Below are 19,497 nucleotides of genomic sequence, written 5' to 3'. Positions count from 1 at the left end.
GATTACCAGCGTGGAATATCAGTCTTTACATCCGCATTTTGCGCGCGCTGACGCAGAAGGTGATCCATCAGCACGATCGCCAGCATGGCCTCAGCGATCGGCACGGCGCGGATCCCAACGCACGGATCGTGACGCCCTTTGGTGATCATCTCGACTTCTTCACCAAAGCGGTTAATCGTACGTCCCGGCACCGTAATACTGGAAGTGGGTTTCAGCGCCATATGTGCAACAATTTGTTGCCCGCTGCTGATACCGCCGAGAATACCGCCCGCATGGTTGCTCAGGAAGCCCTCTTTGGTAATTTCATCGCGATTCTGGCTACCTCGCAACGCGACCACATCAAACCCATCGCCAATCTCCACGCCTTTTACCGCGTTGATGCTCATCAGCGCATGAGCGATGTCCGCATCCAGACGGTCAAAGACCGGTTCGCCAAGCCCTGCCGGAACGCCGTTTGCCACGACGGTCACTTTTGCCCCAATCGAATCGCCCTCTTTCTTCAGGGCGCGCATCAGCTCGTCCAGCGCGTCGATTTTATCTGGATCAGGACAGAAAAACGGGTTTTGTTCAACCTGCTGCCAGTCTTTGATTTCAAGCGGAATATCGCCCATCTGGGTCAGACACCCCTGAATGACGATGCCGTGTTTCTCCGCCAGATATTTTTTAGCAATCGCGCCAGCCGCGACGCGCATCGCCGTTTCACGGGCGGAAGAACGACCGCCGCCACGGTAATCGCGCAGACCGTATTTCTGCTCGTAGGTATAGTCGGCATGGCCCGGGCGGAAAACGTCCTTAATGGCGCTGTAATCCTGTGAACGCTGATCGGTATTTTCAATCAACAGGCCAATGCTGGTGCCCGTCGTCACGCCTTCAAAGACACCGGAGAGAATTTTCACCTGGTCCGGTTCACGACGCTGGGTCGTGTAACGCGAGGTTCCCGGACGGCGTCTGTCGAGATCGTGTTGCAGGTCGGCTTCCGTTAGCGGAATGCCCGGCGGAACACCATCAACGATACAACCGAGCGCCAGCCCGTGTGATTCACCAAAAGTCGTTACGCGAAAGAGTTGTCCAAGTGTATTTCCTGCCATCACGGCTCCGTTATCGTTGTTGTGTTGTTGACCGTTGATTAATCTTTATAGATGCTGAAATGCTCGCGAGCCGCAATGAGCTGCGCTTTCGTCAGCATAAAGACGCCGTCGCCGCCGTTATCGAACTCCAGCCAGGTAAACGGTACATCGGGATATTGTTCTATCAGATGTACCATGCTGTTTCCGACTTCACAAATCAGAATACCGTCATCGGACAAGTAGTCCGGCGCGTTGCCCAGAATACGGCGGGTCAGTTTTAAACCGTCAGTGCCGGACGCCAGGCCCAGTTCGGGTTCATGACGATATTCATTCGGCAGATCGGACATATCTTCCGCATCAACGTACGGCGGGTTCGTCACAATCAGGTCATACTGCACTTTCGGCAGATCGCGGAACAGATCGGAGCGAATCGGCGTGACATGGTTGAGCAGACCGTGCTCTTCAATGTTGTGTTCGGTTACGGCTAACGCGTCGCTGGAGATATCAACGGCATCCACTTCCGCCTCCGGGAAAGCATAAGCACAGGCGATAGCGATACATCCGCTGCCGGTACACATATCCAGAATGTGGTGCGGCTGCTCGCTGATAAGCCCCGCAAAGCGGTTGTTGATCAGCTCGCCAATCGGCGAACGTGGCACTAATACGCGTTCATCAACATAGAATTCATGGCCGCAGAACCAGGCTTTATTGGTCAGGTAGGCCACCGGAATACGCTCGTTGACACGGCGAATGACCCGTTCAACAATGCGGTGACGTTCGCTGGACGTCAGGCGCGCGGTGCGCATGTCTTCTGGAATATCCAGCGGCAGATAAAGTGACGGCAGCACCAGCTGTACGGCCTCATCCCACGGGTTGTCCGTGCCGTGACCATACCAGATATTCGCTGCGCTAAACCGGCTTACCGCCCAGCGCAACATGTCCTGAATGGTATGCAGCTCACTCACTGCTTCATCAACGAAAATTTTATCCACGTATTCCTCCAGGGCATGCTCGCATTAAATTCGGCGGCTAGTTTGCCACGAAGACGGCGATAAATCAGCACTCACGCGGCGCCAGAGCGTGAAAATTGCGTTTTGGCTGAACGAATGTCCCCTGAGTCGGGTAAACTAACGCAAAATAAAAGATGAGACGTTCGAATGAAAAAGAAAACATCGCTCAGCGAGGAGGACCAGGCGTTGTTCCGGCAGTTAATGACCGGCACCCGCCAGATTAAGCAGGACACCATTGTCCACCGGCCGCAACGTAAAAAAATCACAGAAGTCCCGGTCAAACGTCTGATACAGGAGCAGGCTGATGCCAACCACTATTTCTCCGATGAATTTCAACCGTTATTGAATACCGACGGCCCGGTGAAATATGTACGTGCCGACGTCAGCCATTTCGAGCTGAAGAAAATGCGTCGGGGCGACTATTCGCCGGAGTTGTTCCTGGATTTGCACGGTCTGACGCAACAACAGGCCAAACAAGAGCTGGGGGCGCTGATTGCCGCCTGTCGCCGCGAGCATGTCTTTTGCGCCTGTGTGATGCACGGCCACGGAAAGCATATTCTTAAGCAACAAACGCCGTTATGGCTGGCGCAACATCCGCACGTTATGGCCTTCCATCAGGCGCCAAAAGAGTACGGCGGGGACGCTGCGCTGTTGGTATTGATTGAAGTAGAAGAGTGGTTGCCGCCGGAGCTTCCCTGACAATGCCGATTGCCGGATGGCGGCGCAAGCGCCTTATCCGGCCTACGGGGTCAGTGCAGGCTGTAGGACTGATAAGCGAAGCGCCATCAGGCACGGTATCCAACCGACGATAATAACGTTAAATCGCTTTTGCCATTTTCAGATTACACGGGCTCATCTGCCAGTTGAAAATCCCTTTGCCGCTTTCATCAAGCGTTACGCTGGCAATCGCAGATGTGGTGAACATTGGCGGCGTCTCGCCAGGACAGAGTTCAGACACCAGATATCCCACCAAAGGCAGGTGAGAGATCACTAACACCGATGCGACACCTTCATTCGCCAGCGTCTGCAACCAGGCGCTGACCATACCGACATCGCCGCAAGGAGTAAGCTCCGGCAAAACGTCCACATTGCCAGGCAGGTTCATACACTCCCCTACCACATCCAACGTTTGTTCGGCTCGTAGAAACGGGCTCACCAGAACACGTTCGATATCCACTTTTTGACCTTTCAGCCAGTTCGCCATAAGGCGGGATTCGTCACAACCACACGAGGTTAAGGGACGAACCGAATCACTGGCGGCATCGAGGGCCGCGTCGCCGTGACGCATGATAAAAACTTGCATATTGCACCGCTTTTGTTAACCAGAATCACCCACATTCTTAGCAAAAACCCTGACGGGTATGATAAAAATGCGGTGGCCGGCATTGTGCCTTATCCATTCACCGAATGAAACGCTGTTTTTTACCTCAATGGCGTAAGTATAGTCAATCTTTGTTTACAAATTGACCACCACACAGTCATTCGGTGCGGTCTCGTCCTGATATGACCTTATTCCTTCAGGTCTGTTTCCCCACTGTTCCAGAAACGTTCACCGCGTTCAGCCATCCGCAATAAGCGCTCACACGGGGTAAACCGGTCGCCATACTGCGTAGCCAGTCGTTGCAGAACCGCAACCACTTCACCCGCGCCGAGAGTGTCCATATAACGGAACGGGCCGCCAAGAAACGGCGGAAAACCAATACCAAATACCGCGCCGATGTCGCCATCACGCGCGCTGCGGATCACCTTCTCATCAAAGCAGCGCGCCGCTTCATTGAGCATTAACATCACGCACCGCTCAGCCATTTGCTGCGCAGAAAGTCGGCTCTGCCCTTGCGTACCAATAAGCCTATAAATTGCAGGGTCGACCTGTTTTTTGCTTTTACGCCCTTTCACGCCATAAAGATAGAAACCGCGACCATTTTTTCTGCCTTTGCGATCGTCATTCAAAATTGAGGCAACAACGTTTGCAGGCGCGCTAAAACGTTCGCCGTAAGCGGCCTCCAGTACAGGTATAATTTTAGTGCCTGTATCGATGCCAACCTCATCCAAAAGTTGGATTGGCCCGACCGGAAAACCAAACTTGACCAGCGCGGCGTCGATCGCTTCAACGCGTTCGCCTTCGGTCAGCAACCGTATTGCTTCGTTGATATACGGGGCAAGAATACGATTAACGTAGAACCCGGCTTTATCGCTGACCACAATCGGCGTTTTGCCCTGTTTTTTCGCCAGCTTAACGGTCGTTGCGATCGTCTGCGCGGAGGTTGTCGCATGAGGAATGACCTCCACCAACGGCATTTTTTCTACCGGGCTAAAGAAGTGCAAACCAATCACCTGCTCAGGCCTGGCCGCGTTAGCCGCGATGTCGCCGATGGGTAAAGATGAGGTGTTGGAGGCAAAAATGGTGTGAGGAGCGCAGTTTTGCTCGACTTCCGCCACCATCTGCTGTTTTAACGCCAGATCTTCAAACACCGCTTCAATAACCAGATCCCGATGCGAGAAGCCGCGGTAATCCGTTGAGCCGGAGATTAGCGCCAGCTGTTTGTCGCGTTCGCCCGCTTTGATATGGCGGCGGCGAACTTTGGTTTCAAGCTGATCCCAGCTGTACTTCAGCGCGTGGTTGATGCCTTTGGCATTAATATCTTTGATGCGAACCGGCAAGCCGCCTTTACAGGCCGTCACGTAAGCAATACCGCCGCCCATCAGACCTCCGCCCAGTACGCCTACGCTGGCTAACGGGCCAGGCTGCGCGTCGCTCCCCGGATCTTTTTTCACTTCGGTACTGGCAAAAAAGATATTCCGCAACGCCTGCGACTGCGGCGTCATCGCCAGTTCGCCAAACGCCCGCGCTTCCGCGTCGTATCCGCTGCTGCTTCCCTGCGCCAGCCCGGTTTCAATCACCTCAAGGATTCGCTCTGTCGCCGGGTAATTACCCTGCGTTTTCTGCCCGGTTTTTTTACTGACCATGCGAAACAGCAGCGTGCGCCCAAGCGGCCCCGCCAGAATACGTTCACGCACCGGTAAATTCCGATGAGCGGAACGCCCTTTAATCGCCAGTTCCACGGCGGCCTCAAGCAAAATGGCGTGCGGCACGACTTCGTCCACCAGACCAACCCTGAGCGCTTGTTTTGGCCGTAACTGCTTACCGGTGAGGATCATGTCCAGCGCCGTACTCACCCCAACCAGGCGCGGTAATCGCTGCGTACCGCCAGACCCTGGCAGCAGCCCCAGTTGCACTTCCGGCAGGCCCAGCACGGTTTTCGCATCATCAGTACAAATGCGCCGATGGCAAGCCAGCGCCATCTCCAGCCCGCCGCCGAGACACGCGCCGTGAATGGCGGCGACAACCGGAACAGACAGCGCCTGAATTTCAGCCATTATCTGCTGGCCCTGACGCGCCAGCGTTTCAGCTTCCTGCGCGCTTTTGCAGTTGCCGATCATGTTGATATCCGCCCCCGCGATAAAGTTATCCGGCTTCGCAGAAATAAAAACCACACCGCGCAGCGCCTTGTTTTCCCGAATCTGTTTCAGGATGGCGCGAACCTGCGTCGCGAACTCCGCCTTCAGGGTATTCATTTTCTCACCGGGGACATCAATAGAGACGACCGCGACGTTATCCAGACGCACGTTAAGCGTGAACGCTGATGTCATGTCCATTATTCCGCCTCCAGAACCATTGCCGCCCCTAAACCCCCCGCTGCGCACGCAGTCACCAGGCCAAAACCGCCTCCCCGACGGCGTAGCTCATGCAGGGTTTGCGTGATCATCCGCGCCCCCGTTGCGGCAAACGGATGTCCATAGGCAATCGACCCGCCGAGGACGTTAAACTTACTGTCATCCACTTCCCCGGTCGCATGCGCCCTGCCCAGTACGTCGCGAGCAAAACGCTCGCTGCCAAGCAGTTGAATGTTAGCCAGCGTCTGGGCGGCAAAGGCTTCATGCATATCAATTAACGAGAGATCGGCCAGCGTTAATCCGGCCCGCTCCAGCGCCAGCGGCGTCGACCAGGCCGGGCCCAGCAGCATGTCCTGCCAGACGTCAATTGCGGTAAACGCATAGCTACGCAGATAACCCAACGGCGCCAGGCCAAGTTCTTTAGCGCGAGACTCCGTCATCAGGATGACGGCTGCCGCGCCATCCGTCAGCGGCGTACTGTTCGCCGCCGTGACCGTCCCATGTTGTCGATCAAACGCGGGGCGCAGCTTCGCATAATCAGCCAGAGTAGAGCTGCCACGAATATTATTGTCTTCAGAGAAAGACTCTTTATACGGCGGCGCATATGTCGTCATCACCTCATCCGCCAGTTTACCTTCGGCCCAGGCCTGTGCGGCTCGTTGATGAGAACGATGCGCCAGCGCATCCTGCTGCTCACGCGTAATGCCATAGGTTTTCGCCATTTGCTCGGCCGTATCGCCCATCCGCAGCCCGGTGGAATATTCAGCGACCGCGGGCGGAACAGGCATCAGGTCTCGCAGACGCAGGCGGGAAAAGAGCTTGAGTTTTTGCCCGGTAGAGCGGGCTTTATTGACGTCCACCAGTATACGCGCCAGCTTTTTGCTGACGCCAATAGGTAACACGGAGGAGGAGTCCGCGCCGCCAGCAATCCCCGCGCGAATCGTCCCCGCCATCAGGCTTTCCGCAACATTCGCTACCGCCTGAAAACTGGTCGCACACGCCCGGCTTACGCTGTAGGCATCGGTGTGAACATTCATTCCCGTACCCAGCACAATTTCCCGGGCGATGTTGGGGGCTTCAGGCATTTGCACCACCTGGCCAAAAACCAGTTGCTCAATAACCTCGGCAGGTATTTCACTGCGCGCCAGCAATTCCCCAACCACCATTTTTCCCAGCTCAACAGCAGGAATGCCATGAAAAGCGGTAGCCTGACGAGCAAACGGCGTACGTAATCCGCTTACAATGGCAATACGATCGCCCTGGCGGGTAACCAGTGGTAAAGCCTGACTCATAACATTCCCCTGTAAAAAAATAAAATAAGTGGTCTGACCTGATCACAGTCTTAACCAATTTTTTACATTTCGCCAAGCGGAGACGCCAGAAAGTGAGAGCTAAGACACAGAGGATAGTAACAGAGGGTTACGAAAATGCCCCTGCCAGAATTTGACAAGGGCATTCAAAGAAGGGGATTAACGCAGACCCAGCTGGAAGATCAGCGTTTCAGCTTCGCAGGCGAAGACAAAGTCGATGTCCAGACGCACGCCTTCAGCTTCTTCGGTAAAGGTGGATGTAATCTGGCAAGGTTCAGACTCCACGCCACGCGCTTTTTCTGTCAGAGCCGCCAGCGTTTCTTCAGCCTGCGCGCGGTTTTCAAACACACGGCTGTAGGACGCGGTGCAATCGGAGTTGTCCATAATGGTGCCAACATCCATACAGCAGCAAACCGGGGTTTCATCAGCACTGCATTTACTCATTGTAGATTTCCTCTGTATTTGCACTCAAGGTGCCAGATAAATATTGAGGATATTTTACGCTCGTGGAAAAAGGCTCTCCAGTCGTTAATGACGCAAAATGGGATAAGTGACCGAAATCACACTTAAAAATGATCTAAAACAAAAATCGCCCAATCGAGTGAGTGCGCCAGGCCTCAAATTTGCCAGCTGGATCGCGTTTCTACGATCACAATTGAAAAATATTATAAACATACTTGCAACATTCCAGCTGGTCAGACCTATACTCACGCCACTGGTCTGATTTCTCTGTCGTACCTCAGACCCTACACTTCGCGCTCCTGTTACGGCATGTAACATAGTTTGTATAAAAATAAATCGATGAGGTTATGGTCATGAGCCAGAAAACCCTGTTTACAAAGTCTGCTCTCGCAGTCGCAGTGGCAATCGTCTCCACACAAGCCTGGTCTGCAGGCTTTCAGTTAAACGAATTTTCTTCCTCTGGCCTTGGCCGGGCTTATTCGGGTGAAGGCGCTATCGCAGATGATGCCGGTAACGTTAGCCGCAACCCGGCGTTAATTATGATGTTCGATCGCCCCACCTTCTCTGCGGGTGCGGTGTATATCGATCCAGATGTCAATGTGACCGGCCGCTCTAACTTAACCGGGCAAAATGCCAACGCGAATAATATTGCGCCAACAGCGTGGGTTCCTAACCTGCACTTCGTTGCGCCGATCAACGATCAGTTCGGTTGGGGGGCATCCATTACCTCCAACTATGGCCTCGCCACCGAATTCAATAAAGATTATTCAGCCGGTATCTATGGCGGTAAAACAGACCTGCAAACGGTGAACCTGAACCTCAGCGGCGCCTATCGCCTGAATAATAGCTGGAGCTTCGGGGTTGGTTTTGATGCGGTTTACGCGAAGGCTAAAATTGAGCGCTACGCGGGTTCCCTCGGTCCGGTGCTTTCACAACAGCTGGTTGGACAAGGCGTACCCTCTCAGTGGACGGATGGCATTAACTCCCCTGACTCCCAGATCGCCCACCTGAAGGGTGATGAGTGGGGATTCGGCTGGAATGCAGGCATCCTGTATGAACTCGACAAGGATAACCGTTGGGGCCTGACCTACCGCTCTGAAGTGAAAATCGACTTCGAAGGCGATTACAAAAGCTCCATTAACCCAAATCTGAACAATATTTTCGCCAGTATGGGGCTTTCAAGCCTGCCATACGGCACTGGCGGCGCAACACAGAATGGTTCCTTAACCCTGAACCTGCCTGAAATGTGGGAAATCTCCGGTTATAACCGCGTCGCGCCGCAATGGGCTATCCACTATAGCCTGACTTATACCAGCTGGAGCCAGTTCCAGGAGTTAAAAGCCAAAGGCGACGACGGCCAGACGCTCTTCTATAAAGATGAAAGCTTTAAGGATGCGTACCGTATCGCGTTGGGTACGACCTACTACTACGATAAGAACTGGACTTTCCGTACCGGTATCGCGTATGACGATAGCCCGGTTCCGGCAAACAAACGTTCCATTTCTATTCCCGATCAGGACCGTCTGTGGCTGAGCGCGGGTGCAACTTACGCCTTCAATGAAGATGCTTCTATTGACGTTGGCGCATCCTATATGCACGGTCAGAACGTGAAATTCACCGAAGGGGAAGGCCCGGCAGCTTACTCCTTCAAGTCTGACGGTAAAGCCTGGCTGTTCGGTACGAACTTTAACTACGCGTTCTGATTTTCATCAGACGTAAAAAAAGGTGAGTCTTTTGACTCACCTTTTTTATTAGCCTCGTGTGGTTATTCAGAATCAATCTCTTTGAGATCGTCCTGAATCGCCTGGGCATTCGGGTTTTCCTGCGGTTTAAGCTTCCCGCCGTTAGCGATGAAGTCATGACGCTGGAAGTATGCTTCACGCACCAGAATATACGGGTCGGAAGACTGACGCAGCAGACCATCGGAATCCAGCAGTTGCGCGCGGGTTTCAATTCCTTCAATGGTCCATTTACCAATAGACATCGGCCAGGTGAGCCAGGAGAGTACCGGATAAAGGGTATCGGCCATATCACCGCCATCTTCACGCAGCGTGAAGCTGCCATAGAACGGAAGTTGCACGTAGGGGCCATACCCCACACCGTAATGGCCTAACGTACTGCCGAAACGGTGCGGTTCAACACGCTGTAGTTTTGGATTCGCCATCCCCGCAACATCAATAAAGCCCCCCATTCCCAAAATACTATTCAGGAAGAAGCGGGTGAAGTGCACCATGCCCTGATAGGGATCGCCCTGCAGGAAATAGTTCACCATAATCGCAGGCTCTTCGAGGTTGCTGGTAAAATTACTCAAACCATTTCTGGCAGGCTGCGGAACATAATCACGCCAGGCGACAGCGACCGGTCGAACGACATACGGGTCCAACACGTTAAAGTTGAAGTTGTACATGGTGCGGTTAAATCCTTCGAGCGGATCTGAACGCCCCTGCTGTTCTGTACCGGAGCTTGCACATCCCACCAGCAGTGTGCTCCCCAGCGCAAGCGCCGACAGGCGAAGCTTCATAAATGTCTCCCTGTTGATTATGGCTATCGCTGATTGCCATCCATGACGGAACGAGACCGTATCCGCCTGTTTAGGTGTGAGCGATTGTAACAGCACGTCAAATGATGTCTATATACTGATTCTTGTTGATTTGATCATAGCCTGTAACTCTGGCTCATGGCGGGTTTCATTCTAACCGGGCGGGTAAAAACGCGCGTCGCCTTTTTTGCGATTTCAGAGTTTGCCCTGCCTTCAGTCGGATAAAAGCCACTACGCTTTAGACAAATGTGTTCATCACGAGGTCTCACAATGGATAAATTCAGCGAAGAGAAAATTGATCAACACAGTGACGAACTCGAAGTCGAAAGCGAAGAAAAACAACGCGGGAAAAAGATAGAGGTCGACGAGGATCGCCTCCCCTCACGCGCGATGGCGATTCACGAACATATCCGCCAGGACGGCGAAAAAGAGCTGGAGCGTGACGCCATGGCGCTGCTGTGGTCAGCCATTGCCGCAGGGCTCTCAATGGGCGCCTCGCTACTGGCGAAAGGTATTTTTCACGTACAGCTGGACGGCGTCCCCGGCAGTTTTTTACTTGAGAATCTGGGTTATACCTTTGGTTTTATCATCGTCATCATGGCGCGCCAGCAGTTGTTTACTGAAAATACCGTCACCGCCGTTCTGCCGGTGATGCAAAACCCGACGATGGGCAACGCGGGTCTGCTGATGCGGCTCTGGAGCGTGGTGTTGCTGGGCAACGTAGTCGGTACTGGCATCGCCGCATGGGCTTTTGAATATATGCCTATATTTGACGAAGAAACGCGTGATGCGTTTGTCAAAATCGGCATGGATGTGATGAAAAATAGCCCTGGCGAGATGTTTGCCAATGCCATTATTTCCGGCTGGATCATTGCCACGATGGTATGGATGTTTCCTGCTGCCGGCGCCGCAAAAATCGTGGTGATCATTCTGATGACCTGGCTTATCGCCCTCGCTGACACGACTCATATCGTCGTGGGTTCGGTTGAAATCCTCTATCTGGTGTTTAACGGCACGCTGCACTGGAGCGACTTTTTCTGGCCCTTTGCTTTGCCCACGCTGGCGGGGAATATCTGCGGCGGTACATTCATCTTCGCGCTTATGAGCCATGCGCAGATCCGTAATGATATGAGCGCCAGACGCAAAGAAGAGGCCAGGCTGCGTGCCGGAAAGAAGGCGGAAAAGCAGAAAAAACAGTCCTGAATGGCGACTGTTTGAGCAGTCAGGCGGCGATATACTTACTGTGCAGGGTAAAAAACGCTATACTCGTGCCGCCTCGTCTCCTTAGTTAAATGGATATAACGAGCCCCTCCTAAGGGCTAGTTGCAGGTTCGATTCCTGCAGGGGACACCATACATACCTCTCCTGACGTCTACCGGGTTCTGGAAAACCACCACAATCAGCCATCGTCTTGTGATTTTGCATTTCTACATTGCCACGAGGCAGACAGGATGATGCGTGATTCAGTCCTGCCGCCCCACAACGTTCTATTATTCACCAGACGGTATAAGCTGAACGCTTATTTTTATTCCTCTTGTATGACAAAGGATTCCGCTACACTCGCAGAAAAATAGTGTGTTGCTTTTTTATTCAGAATGACGTCATCCAGCTGCTGCTGTATTTGTCTGTCATCGACAGTCGCTCTGTCGTGCTGACGCAGATGTTCAGCCAATGACGACACCATGAATGTTTCAATAAATTCATTGGATTTCTCAGGAACCACAAACAGTCCCCAGGCGTAACCGCCATCCCTTAACCGGATATTTTTTAACTTTTTCATCAAACTGATAAATTGGCCATTCTTTTCAGCATCGACATGATAATAAACAGACACCAGCATCGGACCGGTATGGCCGGTAATATCATTAAGATCGTCCTCAGCAAGGCTAAAGTGATCTGAATGCTGCAAGTTAATATTGTCATGGTCAATTTTTACCTTTAATACGCATAACCAGACAACGACAATACCGATTGCGGCAGAAAGTAATGCTGTGGTTACTGACGTATGCGAGGCAATTTGTCCCCAGACCAGAGAACCGAATGCCATTGACCCGGAAAATACGGTCAGGTACAAGGCCAGCCCTCTTGCGCGAACCCAGTCCGGGAGCGCTGTCTGGGCTGATATCATGAGCGTTGACAAGGTAATAATCCAGCTGAAACCAGCCACAATACTGGCGAAAATGGCGGCATATTGAGATGCTGCTCCGGCGAATATCAGTAATACGGCAGCAGTACCGAATGTTCCTGAGGTAATAAGAGCGCCGGCACTGAGTCGCTTACGCAACGCGGGCAAACTGAATGCGCCACAGACAGCGCCGATCCCGATACTGGTTGTTAACACGCCATATAATGTTGCATCTCCCTGAAGTGAGAGTCTCACCACCAGCGGGAGCATTGCCCAATACGCGCTGGCAAAAACAAAGAAGCTGGCAGCCTTTATTATTGTTCTCATTAATTCCGGGCTGTAACGGGCATAACGCAAACCTGAAACCATTGCGGCAACAACAGATTCAGCCGGAAGACTCCCGTTCGTTTTTTCTTCTCCTTTCCACCACCATACCGCAGCAATAATCGCAATAAAACTCAACGCATTCAGAAGGAAAGGAAGATAAAGACCGACCTGTGAAATCAAAATACCGGCCAGCGCGGGCCCGATCGCCCGGCTGATGTTAATACCCATACTGTTTAACGCAATCCCGGATTTTAATTCATGAGGTTCAACAATAGCAGGTACAATGGCCTGCCATGCCGGGCCTAAAAACGCGGCGCCGGATCCGAGAATAAACGTGATGAATAATAACCATCCGATACTGACAACATTAAAATAGACGATAATTGCGAGCAGAGACGCGGCACACAGCATCATAATATTAACAAGAATAAGTAATTTTCTCTTGTCGAAAATATCCGCAATAGCCCCCGCCGGTAACGCCAGCAAGAATACGGGCAGCGTGGTCATTGCCTGAATAGCGGCAATCATAACAGGGTCCGGGCTTAAATTGGTCATCAACCAACCAGCGCCAACATCATTCATCCAGGTCCCGATATTGGAAAAGAGTGTGGCTATCCATAACATGAAAAAAACACGGTTACGTAAAGGTGACCATGCTGATGAATGTTGTTCTGCCATATAAATATGCCCTCCAGCTTAAGATGACCGGTAATCATTTACTTGTCACAGGTATCAACGATATCGTAATCAAAATACAAAACAGGAAAAGAAGATTTATGGGGAATATTTAGATACAGTCCCTTATCTCATGACATTACCTTTTATAAAAACAAATAACAAGAATTAAAATCCGCGTTCAGACAATACCATCTCCGGTAGAAATGTGCCTGATAATCCTTAAATAAAGTGTTATCACTGAAAAATAGAGATTATTCATGGACATCACTCTCATTATAGAACACAACCACATAATCCAGTGGGTGAAAATCAACATTAACAACACATGTCGGACAGTGAATTTCAAAAAATGAGACAATAAATTCATATCGCGATATTGTGAGAAGCCAACAAATGAACCTCTAACAACTGCCAGAGAAAACATTCAGTACAAACAACACGTTAAACAACACCCCAATGCCGACACACCCAAATCGACTTATTCCACCTTATCGCAACAGATTCATTTTTAATAAATTATCGGCTTCTGGCGCAACTTGACAAATTACCTCTCAAGGACAATAGTTGTTACATCTTTGAAAATTTCGACATCCGTCGAAACTATTTATCATATACAGGAACGCAATGATGAATAATAAAATAAAGCGCATCAGTCAGGCTGTTACGTTAGCCCTTGCCATATCTGGCGTTAGTTATGCCGCAACCTCATCACAGGCCGCAAATTCAAAACAAACCGAGATACAAGCCTCAGAACCTTTTTCCGCGCATGTCCTCATTAGCGGGCTTGATGCCCCGTGGGATATGGTGTGGGGGCCGGATGATTATTTATGGGTAACCGAACGTAAAGCCGCTTCTATCGATCGTATCAACCCGAAAACCGGTGAGAAAAAAGTCGCCATTACGCTGAGCGGGGTTCATACCGGGCCGCAGCATGAAGGCGTTCTGGGCCTGGCGTTGTCACCGAACTTCATGAAACCGGGTGGCGATAATTATGTTTATACGGCCTATACCTATATGAACGGCGACAAGGAACACGCCAAAATCGTTCGCCTGGAATATGACGAAAAAACCCAGAAGCTGGGTAATGAAAAAGAGATCCTGGCTGGATTCCCGGCAGGCAATGACCACAACGGTGGACGCCTGCGCTTTGGCCCGGACGGGAAGTTGTATTATACCATCGGTGAACAAGGGCATAACCAGGGCGCGAATTTCTGTAAACCTATCGAAGCTCAGCGTATTCCCACTGAGAATGAACTGAAGAATAAAGACTATACCGCCTATGCCGGTAAAGTGCTGCGTCTGAATACCGATGGCTCTATTCCAGATGATAACCCCGTTATTAAAGGCATCAAAAGCCACCTGTTTACTTACGGACACCGTAACCCTCAGGGACTGGTATTTATTGGCGATACCCTTTACGCATCCGAACAAGGGCCATCCTCCGATGACGAGCTGAATATCCTCGAACCCGGCGGCAACTATGGCTGGCCACACGTTGCCGGTTTCCAGGACGATCAGGCTTACGTTTATGCCAACTACTCTGAAGCGGCGAATTGCCCGTCTCTGACCTGGGACCCTAACCATATTCCGGCAGGCGTTCCGGTCCAGAAAGAAACAGAGTGGAAAGCCGCAGACTTTAAAGCGCCAATTAAAACGTTCTTTACGGTCAAAGAAGGCTTTACCTATAACGACGCCAGCTGCGGCCCGGATTCTTCATATATCTGCTGGCCGACAATTGCGCCATCCAGCGTGGCATACTACCCGGAAAACGGCGTAATTAAAGGCTGGCGAAACTCGGTGATTATCAGCTCCATGAAAAATGGCGCGCTATACCGTGTTCTGCTGAATGCCGATAAGAAAGATGTCCAGGGTGACGTCGCGAAATATTTCCACACGGCAAACCGTTACCGCATGGTGCTGGTCAGCCCGGACACCCGTAAAATCTACGTGGCGACGGATAACTTTGGTAATGTGATGGATGAATCCAACCATCCAACGCATAATCTGAGTAACCCGGGTTCTATTATCGTCTTTGAATACACGGGCAAATAATTCAATAACAGGCGAATACGAATAAGGTATTCGCCTGCTTTTTTATCCTGCGACCACCTGGTTTCTGCCCGCCTGTTTCGCCTGGTACATCAATTCATCAGCCCGTTTCAGCGCCTGAGAGACAGAGTCAACGCCCGACGGCCACACCGTCACGCCAAGAGAAATGGTGATATGCCCTACCGTCTCTATCTTTGCGGCGGCGACCTCTTTTCTCAGCCGCTCCGCAATATCTGCCGCAGCCTCTACCGACGTCTCCGGGAAAAACATCATAAACTCCTCTCCTCCCATACGGCAGGCGGTATCGTTTTTACGACAGCTTCGCTTCAGCAACTGCGCCAGCGCTTTTAACGTAACATCGCCAATGTCATGACCAAACGTGTCGTTGACGGCTTTAAAGCGATCGATATCCAGAGAAATCACCGCAAACTGTCGCTGCTGATGTTCGTATTCAGCCAGCAGTTTCTCTGCCGCCCGTCGGTTGACCAGGCCGGTAAGCGGGTCAGTGCTGGCCTGATCGTTCAGCCATTTCATTTTCTCCCGGATTAATTCCATTCCCTGAAGCAACGCGCGCCTGAGTCGGGAGGCTTCGATATACCACGATCGAACGTTTCGTACTTTTTCTGCGGACTCATCGCTGTCCATCGAAATGGCGTGATCCGCCAGTTGACGCAATGGTCTGACGATTTCATTCCCCAGCCACCAGAGAATAAACAACCCCACAATACCCAGCGGTACAACGCCGCGTATCATTTGCCACATGAGCCCATCAAGCGCAGTAAGGGTTTTATCTTTTGGTTTTTGCGCCACAACGCCCCAGCCCGAGGTGTTTATACTGGCATACCCCGCCAGCATTTCCACGCCACGGGAGTTTGTCACCTCCATCGCGCCGCTCAGCCCTTGCTCCACGGCTTTCACTGCGGCATTGCCTTCCTCTTTTTCCCCTCTGCGGGCCGGATCGGGGTGATATAAGAGCTGGTCATTTTTATCAACGACGTAAATATAGCTGTCATCATTGCGGAAATGATTAGAAATGAGCGCAGAAAGAACGTTGCTTCTTTGCAGATAAATCGCGCCGCCAATAAAACCGAGGTATTTCCCCTGCGCATTCCTGACGGGATGTGAAATATACACCACCAGATTACCGGACAAAGAATTGTAGGCGCTGCTGACCGTCGGCTGCATTTCTTTGAGAGCCTCGACGCCGCCTGGCGTGGTCAGCATTTTCCCCTTCAGGTTCAGGGATTCAGGCAGCACGCCAATAATTTTGCCTTTTTCATCCACCAGCGTAACGGAATCAAAACCAAAATCCCGCCGCTGCATCCTCATCATTTCTCCAGCGATGATGCTCTCATCATCGAAATGCTGACCGATGACGCTCGCACTGTATTCCAGACGCTCCATGAAAACCGCCAGATACAAATCAATAGTGGAAGCAATCCTCTCCGCATATGCCTGGTTTTCACTGAGTTCATTCTCAATGAGTACCTGCTTCTGGACACGCCAGGCTGAATAGAAACTATTGAAAAGAGTAAGGAGGGTCATCAGAAACGCAAAAGCAATAATAAGCAGACGCAAATTCAGCATCTGTAACAGTTTTTTCTTCATGATTGTGCATCCTGCAAGGGTGAACGGTAAGCCTCTAGCCATACCGGTAACGTATTCGCCGACAATGGTCGGGAAAAAAGAAATCCCTGAAGTACGGAACAGCCCATTTTTCTCAGTTGCTGATGCTGATGGGTATTTTCCACACCTTCCGCCACAACCGTCAGGTCGAGGTTATGCCCAATACTGACAACCGCTTCGACCAGCGCATTGACGCGACGATCGCGGGCGAACCGGTCAATGAAGCTTTTATCAATTTTGACCTCCGTCACCGGCAGATACGCCAGGCTGGCCAGACTGGAAAAGCCGGTGCCGAAATCATCCATTGAGACCCCCGCGCCCATCGCACGAATCTCCCTGACCCGCGCAAGCATCTCGTCCGTCAGTTCCATCATGGCGCTTTCCGTAATTTCAATGGTCAGGATATTGCCGGGCAGCTGATATTCATTCAGCAGGTCGGCGATATAACGGGGTAAATCAGGCTTACGGAAGTTATGGGCAGACAGGTTTACAGATACTGCCGACACATTCGTGCCCTTTTCCCGCCATTCAAAAAGCTGTCGGCAGACTTCACGCAGCGCCCAGAGGCCGATATGCTCTATCTCTCCCGTCTCTTCAGCCAGAGGAATAAACGTCCCTGGAGAGATGTCGCCAGCGTGCGGATCGTGCCATCGGGTCAGCGCTTCAAAACCGTATACCTGCCCGTCCGCAGCCCTGATCTGAGGCTGATATTCCAGCCGCAAATGCCCCTCCGTAATCGCATTTCGCAGCGCCATGCCCAGTTTCAGACGTTGCATGACGGCCTGATTCAGTTCCGGGTTAAAAAACTGATAGCTTCCACCGCTTTCACGTACCCGCTCCATCGCGCTCTCGGCGTGGGCCAGCAGCGTTTCCCTGTCGCCGCCAATGGAATGGCTGATCCCAATACAGGCTTTAAGCTCGAAGGTCTGCCCGGCGGCGCTCATTTCAGCGCCAACGATATGCTGCATAAGCTCAGCCAGGTGTGAGGCCTCATCAACACGACAGGCGCTCGCCACCACGACAAACTGCGCGCCACCCACCCGGCTGATAAAGTGATGCGGCCCGAACCTCTCCTGCAAGCGGTTAGCCAGCGTGATAATCACCTGGTCGCCAGCGGAATACCCCAGTGACTCATTCACCTTACGAAAACGGTTAATATCGAGGAAAAACACGGCGAGTTCCGGCTCGTTACCCGACAGCAGTTTATCCAGATGGTGATAGAGATACTGACGATTGGGCAGCCCCGTAAGGGCATCGAACCGAACCAGTCGGTCGATTTGCTGGCGACCTTCCTCCCGCTCAATCGCCAGAGCGCAAAGATGAACGCTGGCATCGGCAATGCGAACCAGAAATGTATCCGGCTCATTCTGTGTCCTGAAATAAAAAGCAAACGTCCCTGCCACGGAACCATCTCGACGTTTTACAGGGTATGTCCAGCATGCCCGAAAACCATGAGGCAACATCTGATGTTTATAGGGAGCCCATAGAGGATCGGTGCTGATATCCTGGACCATGACGGGCTCGCCACGCGCAGCACAAGTACCGCAGCTTGCCACGCCTTCACCGACGGCCACGCCATCCCAGTATTCACCATATTCTTTTGGAAAACCGGGAGCTGCCCACGGGCGCATCCGGTTATCGACGATCCGGCATACCGAGACCAGTACGCCTGGCGCAATATTTCCAATTCGCTGGCAGATGTAATCACCCGTTTCCTGGAAAGTCATCCGGCTGGTCAGCGCGGCCAGTACATCCCGTTCCAGATTACGAATATTACGTTCTTCCGTAATATCAACGAAGGTTACGACAAGGTTACGGGTCTGGCGGTGGTCACGCTCATTGAGGACAGGGTTTACCGAAACCCGGCTCCAGACTTCCCTGCCGTTTCTGGTCGCGGTGAGGAGTTCTTCCTGAAACCAGCGACTTCCCCGCAGATGTTCTTCCACACGCTTTAGCGCATCATCGCTGTTTCCTGAAGACAGCAGGAAATCAGGGAACACCTGGTTCATGGCTTCATCTGCGCCATATCCAAACATGCTGGTGAACGCACGGTTGGTCTGGACAATACGACGTTGTTCATCCAGAACAACCACGGCTCTGTCCGTGTTATTGACGGCAAGCAACAACAGACGGTTTTGCTCGCGCCTGGCCACCTCTTTGCTGACGTCCCGGGCGGCGGCCATGTAGTGGATGCGGCCATCCACATCTATTTTGGAGAGCGAAAAGCTGGTCCAGACCTGCGTGCCGTCTTTTCGTTCCAGTTGAAGTTCACGATTCATCCCGACAACCCGGGAATTTCCCCCGTCACGGTGATGGTGGACATAATCCCCGTGAACATGCTTCAGAGGCCCGGGAATTAATATATTCATATCCCGGCCAAGCACTTCATCCCTGGAATAGCCCCACAATTTCTCTGCGGCTTCGTTAAAGAACAGAACCCGGTTACGCTCGTCGACGAGGACAACCGCCATGAACGTCTGCTCAAGAGCAGGAAACAGAATATTGTCAGCCGCAGCTTTCATTTTCAGATAACTCCTCAACAGATAATGCCTGACTGACGGAAAGTCGCATTATCCTGAACAATTGTCCCTGCAAACCACAGCCTCAGGCAGGCCGATACATGGTGATG

At 52.0% G+C, this 19,497-nt stretch carries 14 protein-coding genes and 1 tRNA gene; 5 read left to right on the top strand and 10 right to left on the bottom strand.

Annotation, left to right across the window (positions count from 1 at the left end):
* Nucleotides 1-2 precede the first annotated feature (2 nt).
* The gene (gene aroC / locus OGY62_RS16235) at nt 3-1,088 is read right to left on the bottom strand and encodes a chorismate synthase (protein WP_012131439.1); all 1,086 of its coding nucleotides are present in this window, start codon (nt 1,086-1,088) and stop codon (nt 3-5) included.
* A gap of 38 nt (nt 1,089-1,126) precedes the next feature.
* Complete coding sequence (prmB, locus tag OGY62_RS16230) at nt 1,127-2,059, bottom strand: 50S ribosomal protein L3 N(5)-glutamine methyltransferase (RefSeq protein ID WP_012131438.1); 933 nt, start codon at nt 2,057-2,059, stop codon at nt 1,127-1,129.
* Between the two features lie 165 nt (nt 2,060-2,224).
* Between prmB and smrB the strand changes: the two genes are divergently transcribed.
* A complete protein-coding gene (gene smrB / locus OGY62_RS16225; protein ID WP_286460292.1) occupies nt 2,225-2,776 on the top strand; it encodes an endonuclease SmrB in 552 nt (183 codons plus the stop codon).
* Between the two features lie 118 nt (nt 2,777-2,894).
* On the opposite strand, the gene sixA is transcribed toward smrB, so the two are convergent.
* The 4 genes from sixA to OGY62_RS16205 form a co-directional block, all read right to left on the bottom strand.
* A complete protein-coding gene (gene sixA, locus OGY62_RS16220; protein ID WP_047462281.1) occupies nt 2,895-3,380 on the bottom strand; it encodes a phosphohistidine phosphatase SixA in 486 nt (161 codons plus the stop codon).
* A gap of 206 nt (nt 3,381-3,586) precedes the next feature.
* A complete protein-coding gene (gene fadJ / locus OGY62_RS16215; protein ID WP_286460291.1) occupies nt 3,587-5,734 on the bottom strand; it encodes a fatty acid oxidation complex subunit alpha FadJ in 2,148 nt (715 codons plus the stop codon).
* Nucleotides 5,734-7,044, bottom strand: coding sequence for an acetyl-CoA C-acyltransferase FadI (gene fadI, locus OGY62_RS16210; protein WP_286460290.1), 1,311 nt, complete (start codon nt 7,042-7,044; stop codon nt 5,734-5,736). Before fadI ends, fadJ begins: the two co-directional genes overlap by 1 nt.
* Before the next feature lie 177 nt (nt 7,045-7,221).
* Entirely contained in the window at nt 7,222-7,506 is a 285-nt protein-coding gene (locus OGY62_RS16205) for a YfcZ/YiiS family protein (RefSeq protein WP_024130148.1), read from the bottom strand.
* A gap of 371 nt (nt 7,507-7,877) precedes the next feature.
* Between OGY62_RS16205 and fadL the strand changes: the two genes are divergently transcribed.
* A complete protein-coding gene (gene fadL / locus OGY62_RS16200; protein ID WP_024130146.1) occupies nt 7,878-9,227 on the top strand; it encodes a long-chain fatty acid transporter FadL in 1,350 nt (449 codons plus the stop codon).
* Nucleotides 9,228-9,289: 62 nt separating this feature from the next.
* Here fadL and mlaA read toward each other — a convergent pair whose 3' ends face one another.
* A complete protein-coding gene (gene mlaA / locus OGY62_RS16195) occupies nt 9,290-10,045 on the bottom strand; it encodes a phospholipid-binding lipoprotein MlaA (RefSeq protein WP_024130145.1) in 756 nt (251 codons plus the stop codon).
* 288 nt (nt 10,046-10,333) lie between these two features.
* Between mlaA and OGY62_RS16190 the strand changes: the two genes are divergently transcribed.
* Together OGY62_RS16190 and OGY62_RS16185 are read left to right on the top strand one after the other, a co-directional pair.
* The gene (locus OGY62_RS16190) at nt 10,334-11,266 is read left to right on the top strand and encodes a formate/nitrite transporter family protein (RefSeq protein ID WP_012131426.1); all 933 of its coding nucleotides are present in this window, start codon (nt 10,334-10,336) and stop codon (nt 11,264-11,266) included.
* A gap of 75 nt (nt 11,267-11,341) precedes the next feature.
* Nucleotides 11,342-11,416 (top strand) — tRNA-Arg (locus OGY62_RS16185).
* Nucleotides 11,417-11,588: 172 nt separating this feature from the next.
* Here the strand turns inward: OGY62_RS16185 and OGY62_RS16180 are convergent.
* Nucleotides 11,589-13,193, bottom strand: a complete 1,605-nt coding sequence (locus OGY62_RS16180) for an MFS transporter (protein WP_286460289.1) — start codon at nt 13,191-13,193, stop codon at nt 11,589-11,591.
* A 627-nt stretch (nt 13,194-13,820) separates the two neighbouring features.
* On the opposite strand from OGY62_RS16180, the gene OGY62_RS16175 reads away from it, so the two are divergent.
* Nucleotides 13,821-15,245 (top strand): glucose/sorbosone family PQQ-dependent dehydrogenase, encoded by a 1,425-nt coding sequence (locus tag OGY62_RS16175; RefSeq protein WP_198448676.1) that lies wholly within the window; start codon nt 13,821-13,823, stop codon nt 15,243-15,245.
* Nucleotides 15,246-15,287: 42 nt separating this feature from the next.
* Here the strand turns inward: OGY62_RS16175 and OGY62_RS16170 are convergent, their stop codons facing one another.
* Both OGY62_RS16170 and dosP read right to left on the bottom strand, forming a co-directional pair.
* Nucleotides 15,288-16,850, bottom strand: coding sequence for a sensor domain-containing diguanylate cyclase (locus OGY62_RS16170; protein WP_049011460.1), 1,563 nt, complete (start codon nt 16,848-16,850; stop codon nt 15,288-15,290).
* Nucleotides 16,847-19,390 carry an oxygen-sensing cyclic-di-GMP phosphodiesterase DosP gene (dosP, locus tag OGY62_RS16165; protein ID WP_047462264.1) on the bottom strand — a complete coding sequence of 848 codons (2,544 nt, stop codon included), beginning with the start codon at nt 19,388-19,390 and terminating at the stop codon, nt 16,847-16,849. The genes OGY62_RS16170 and dosP overlap by 4 nt, the downstream gene beginning before the upstream one ends.
* Nucleotides 19,391-19,497 lie beyond the last annotated feature (107 nt).

It is taken from the genome of Citrobacter sp. CK198 (assembly GCF_030333295.1).
GTDB classification, from domain to species: domain Bacteria; phylum Pseudomonadota; class Gammaproteobacteria; order Enterobacterales; family Enterobacteriaceae; genus Citrobacter_B; species Citrobacter_B koseri.
The sequence above is the reverse complement of the archived record's forward strand: the minus strand, read 5'-3'. Positions and strand labels throughout refer to the sequence as shown.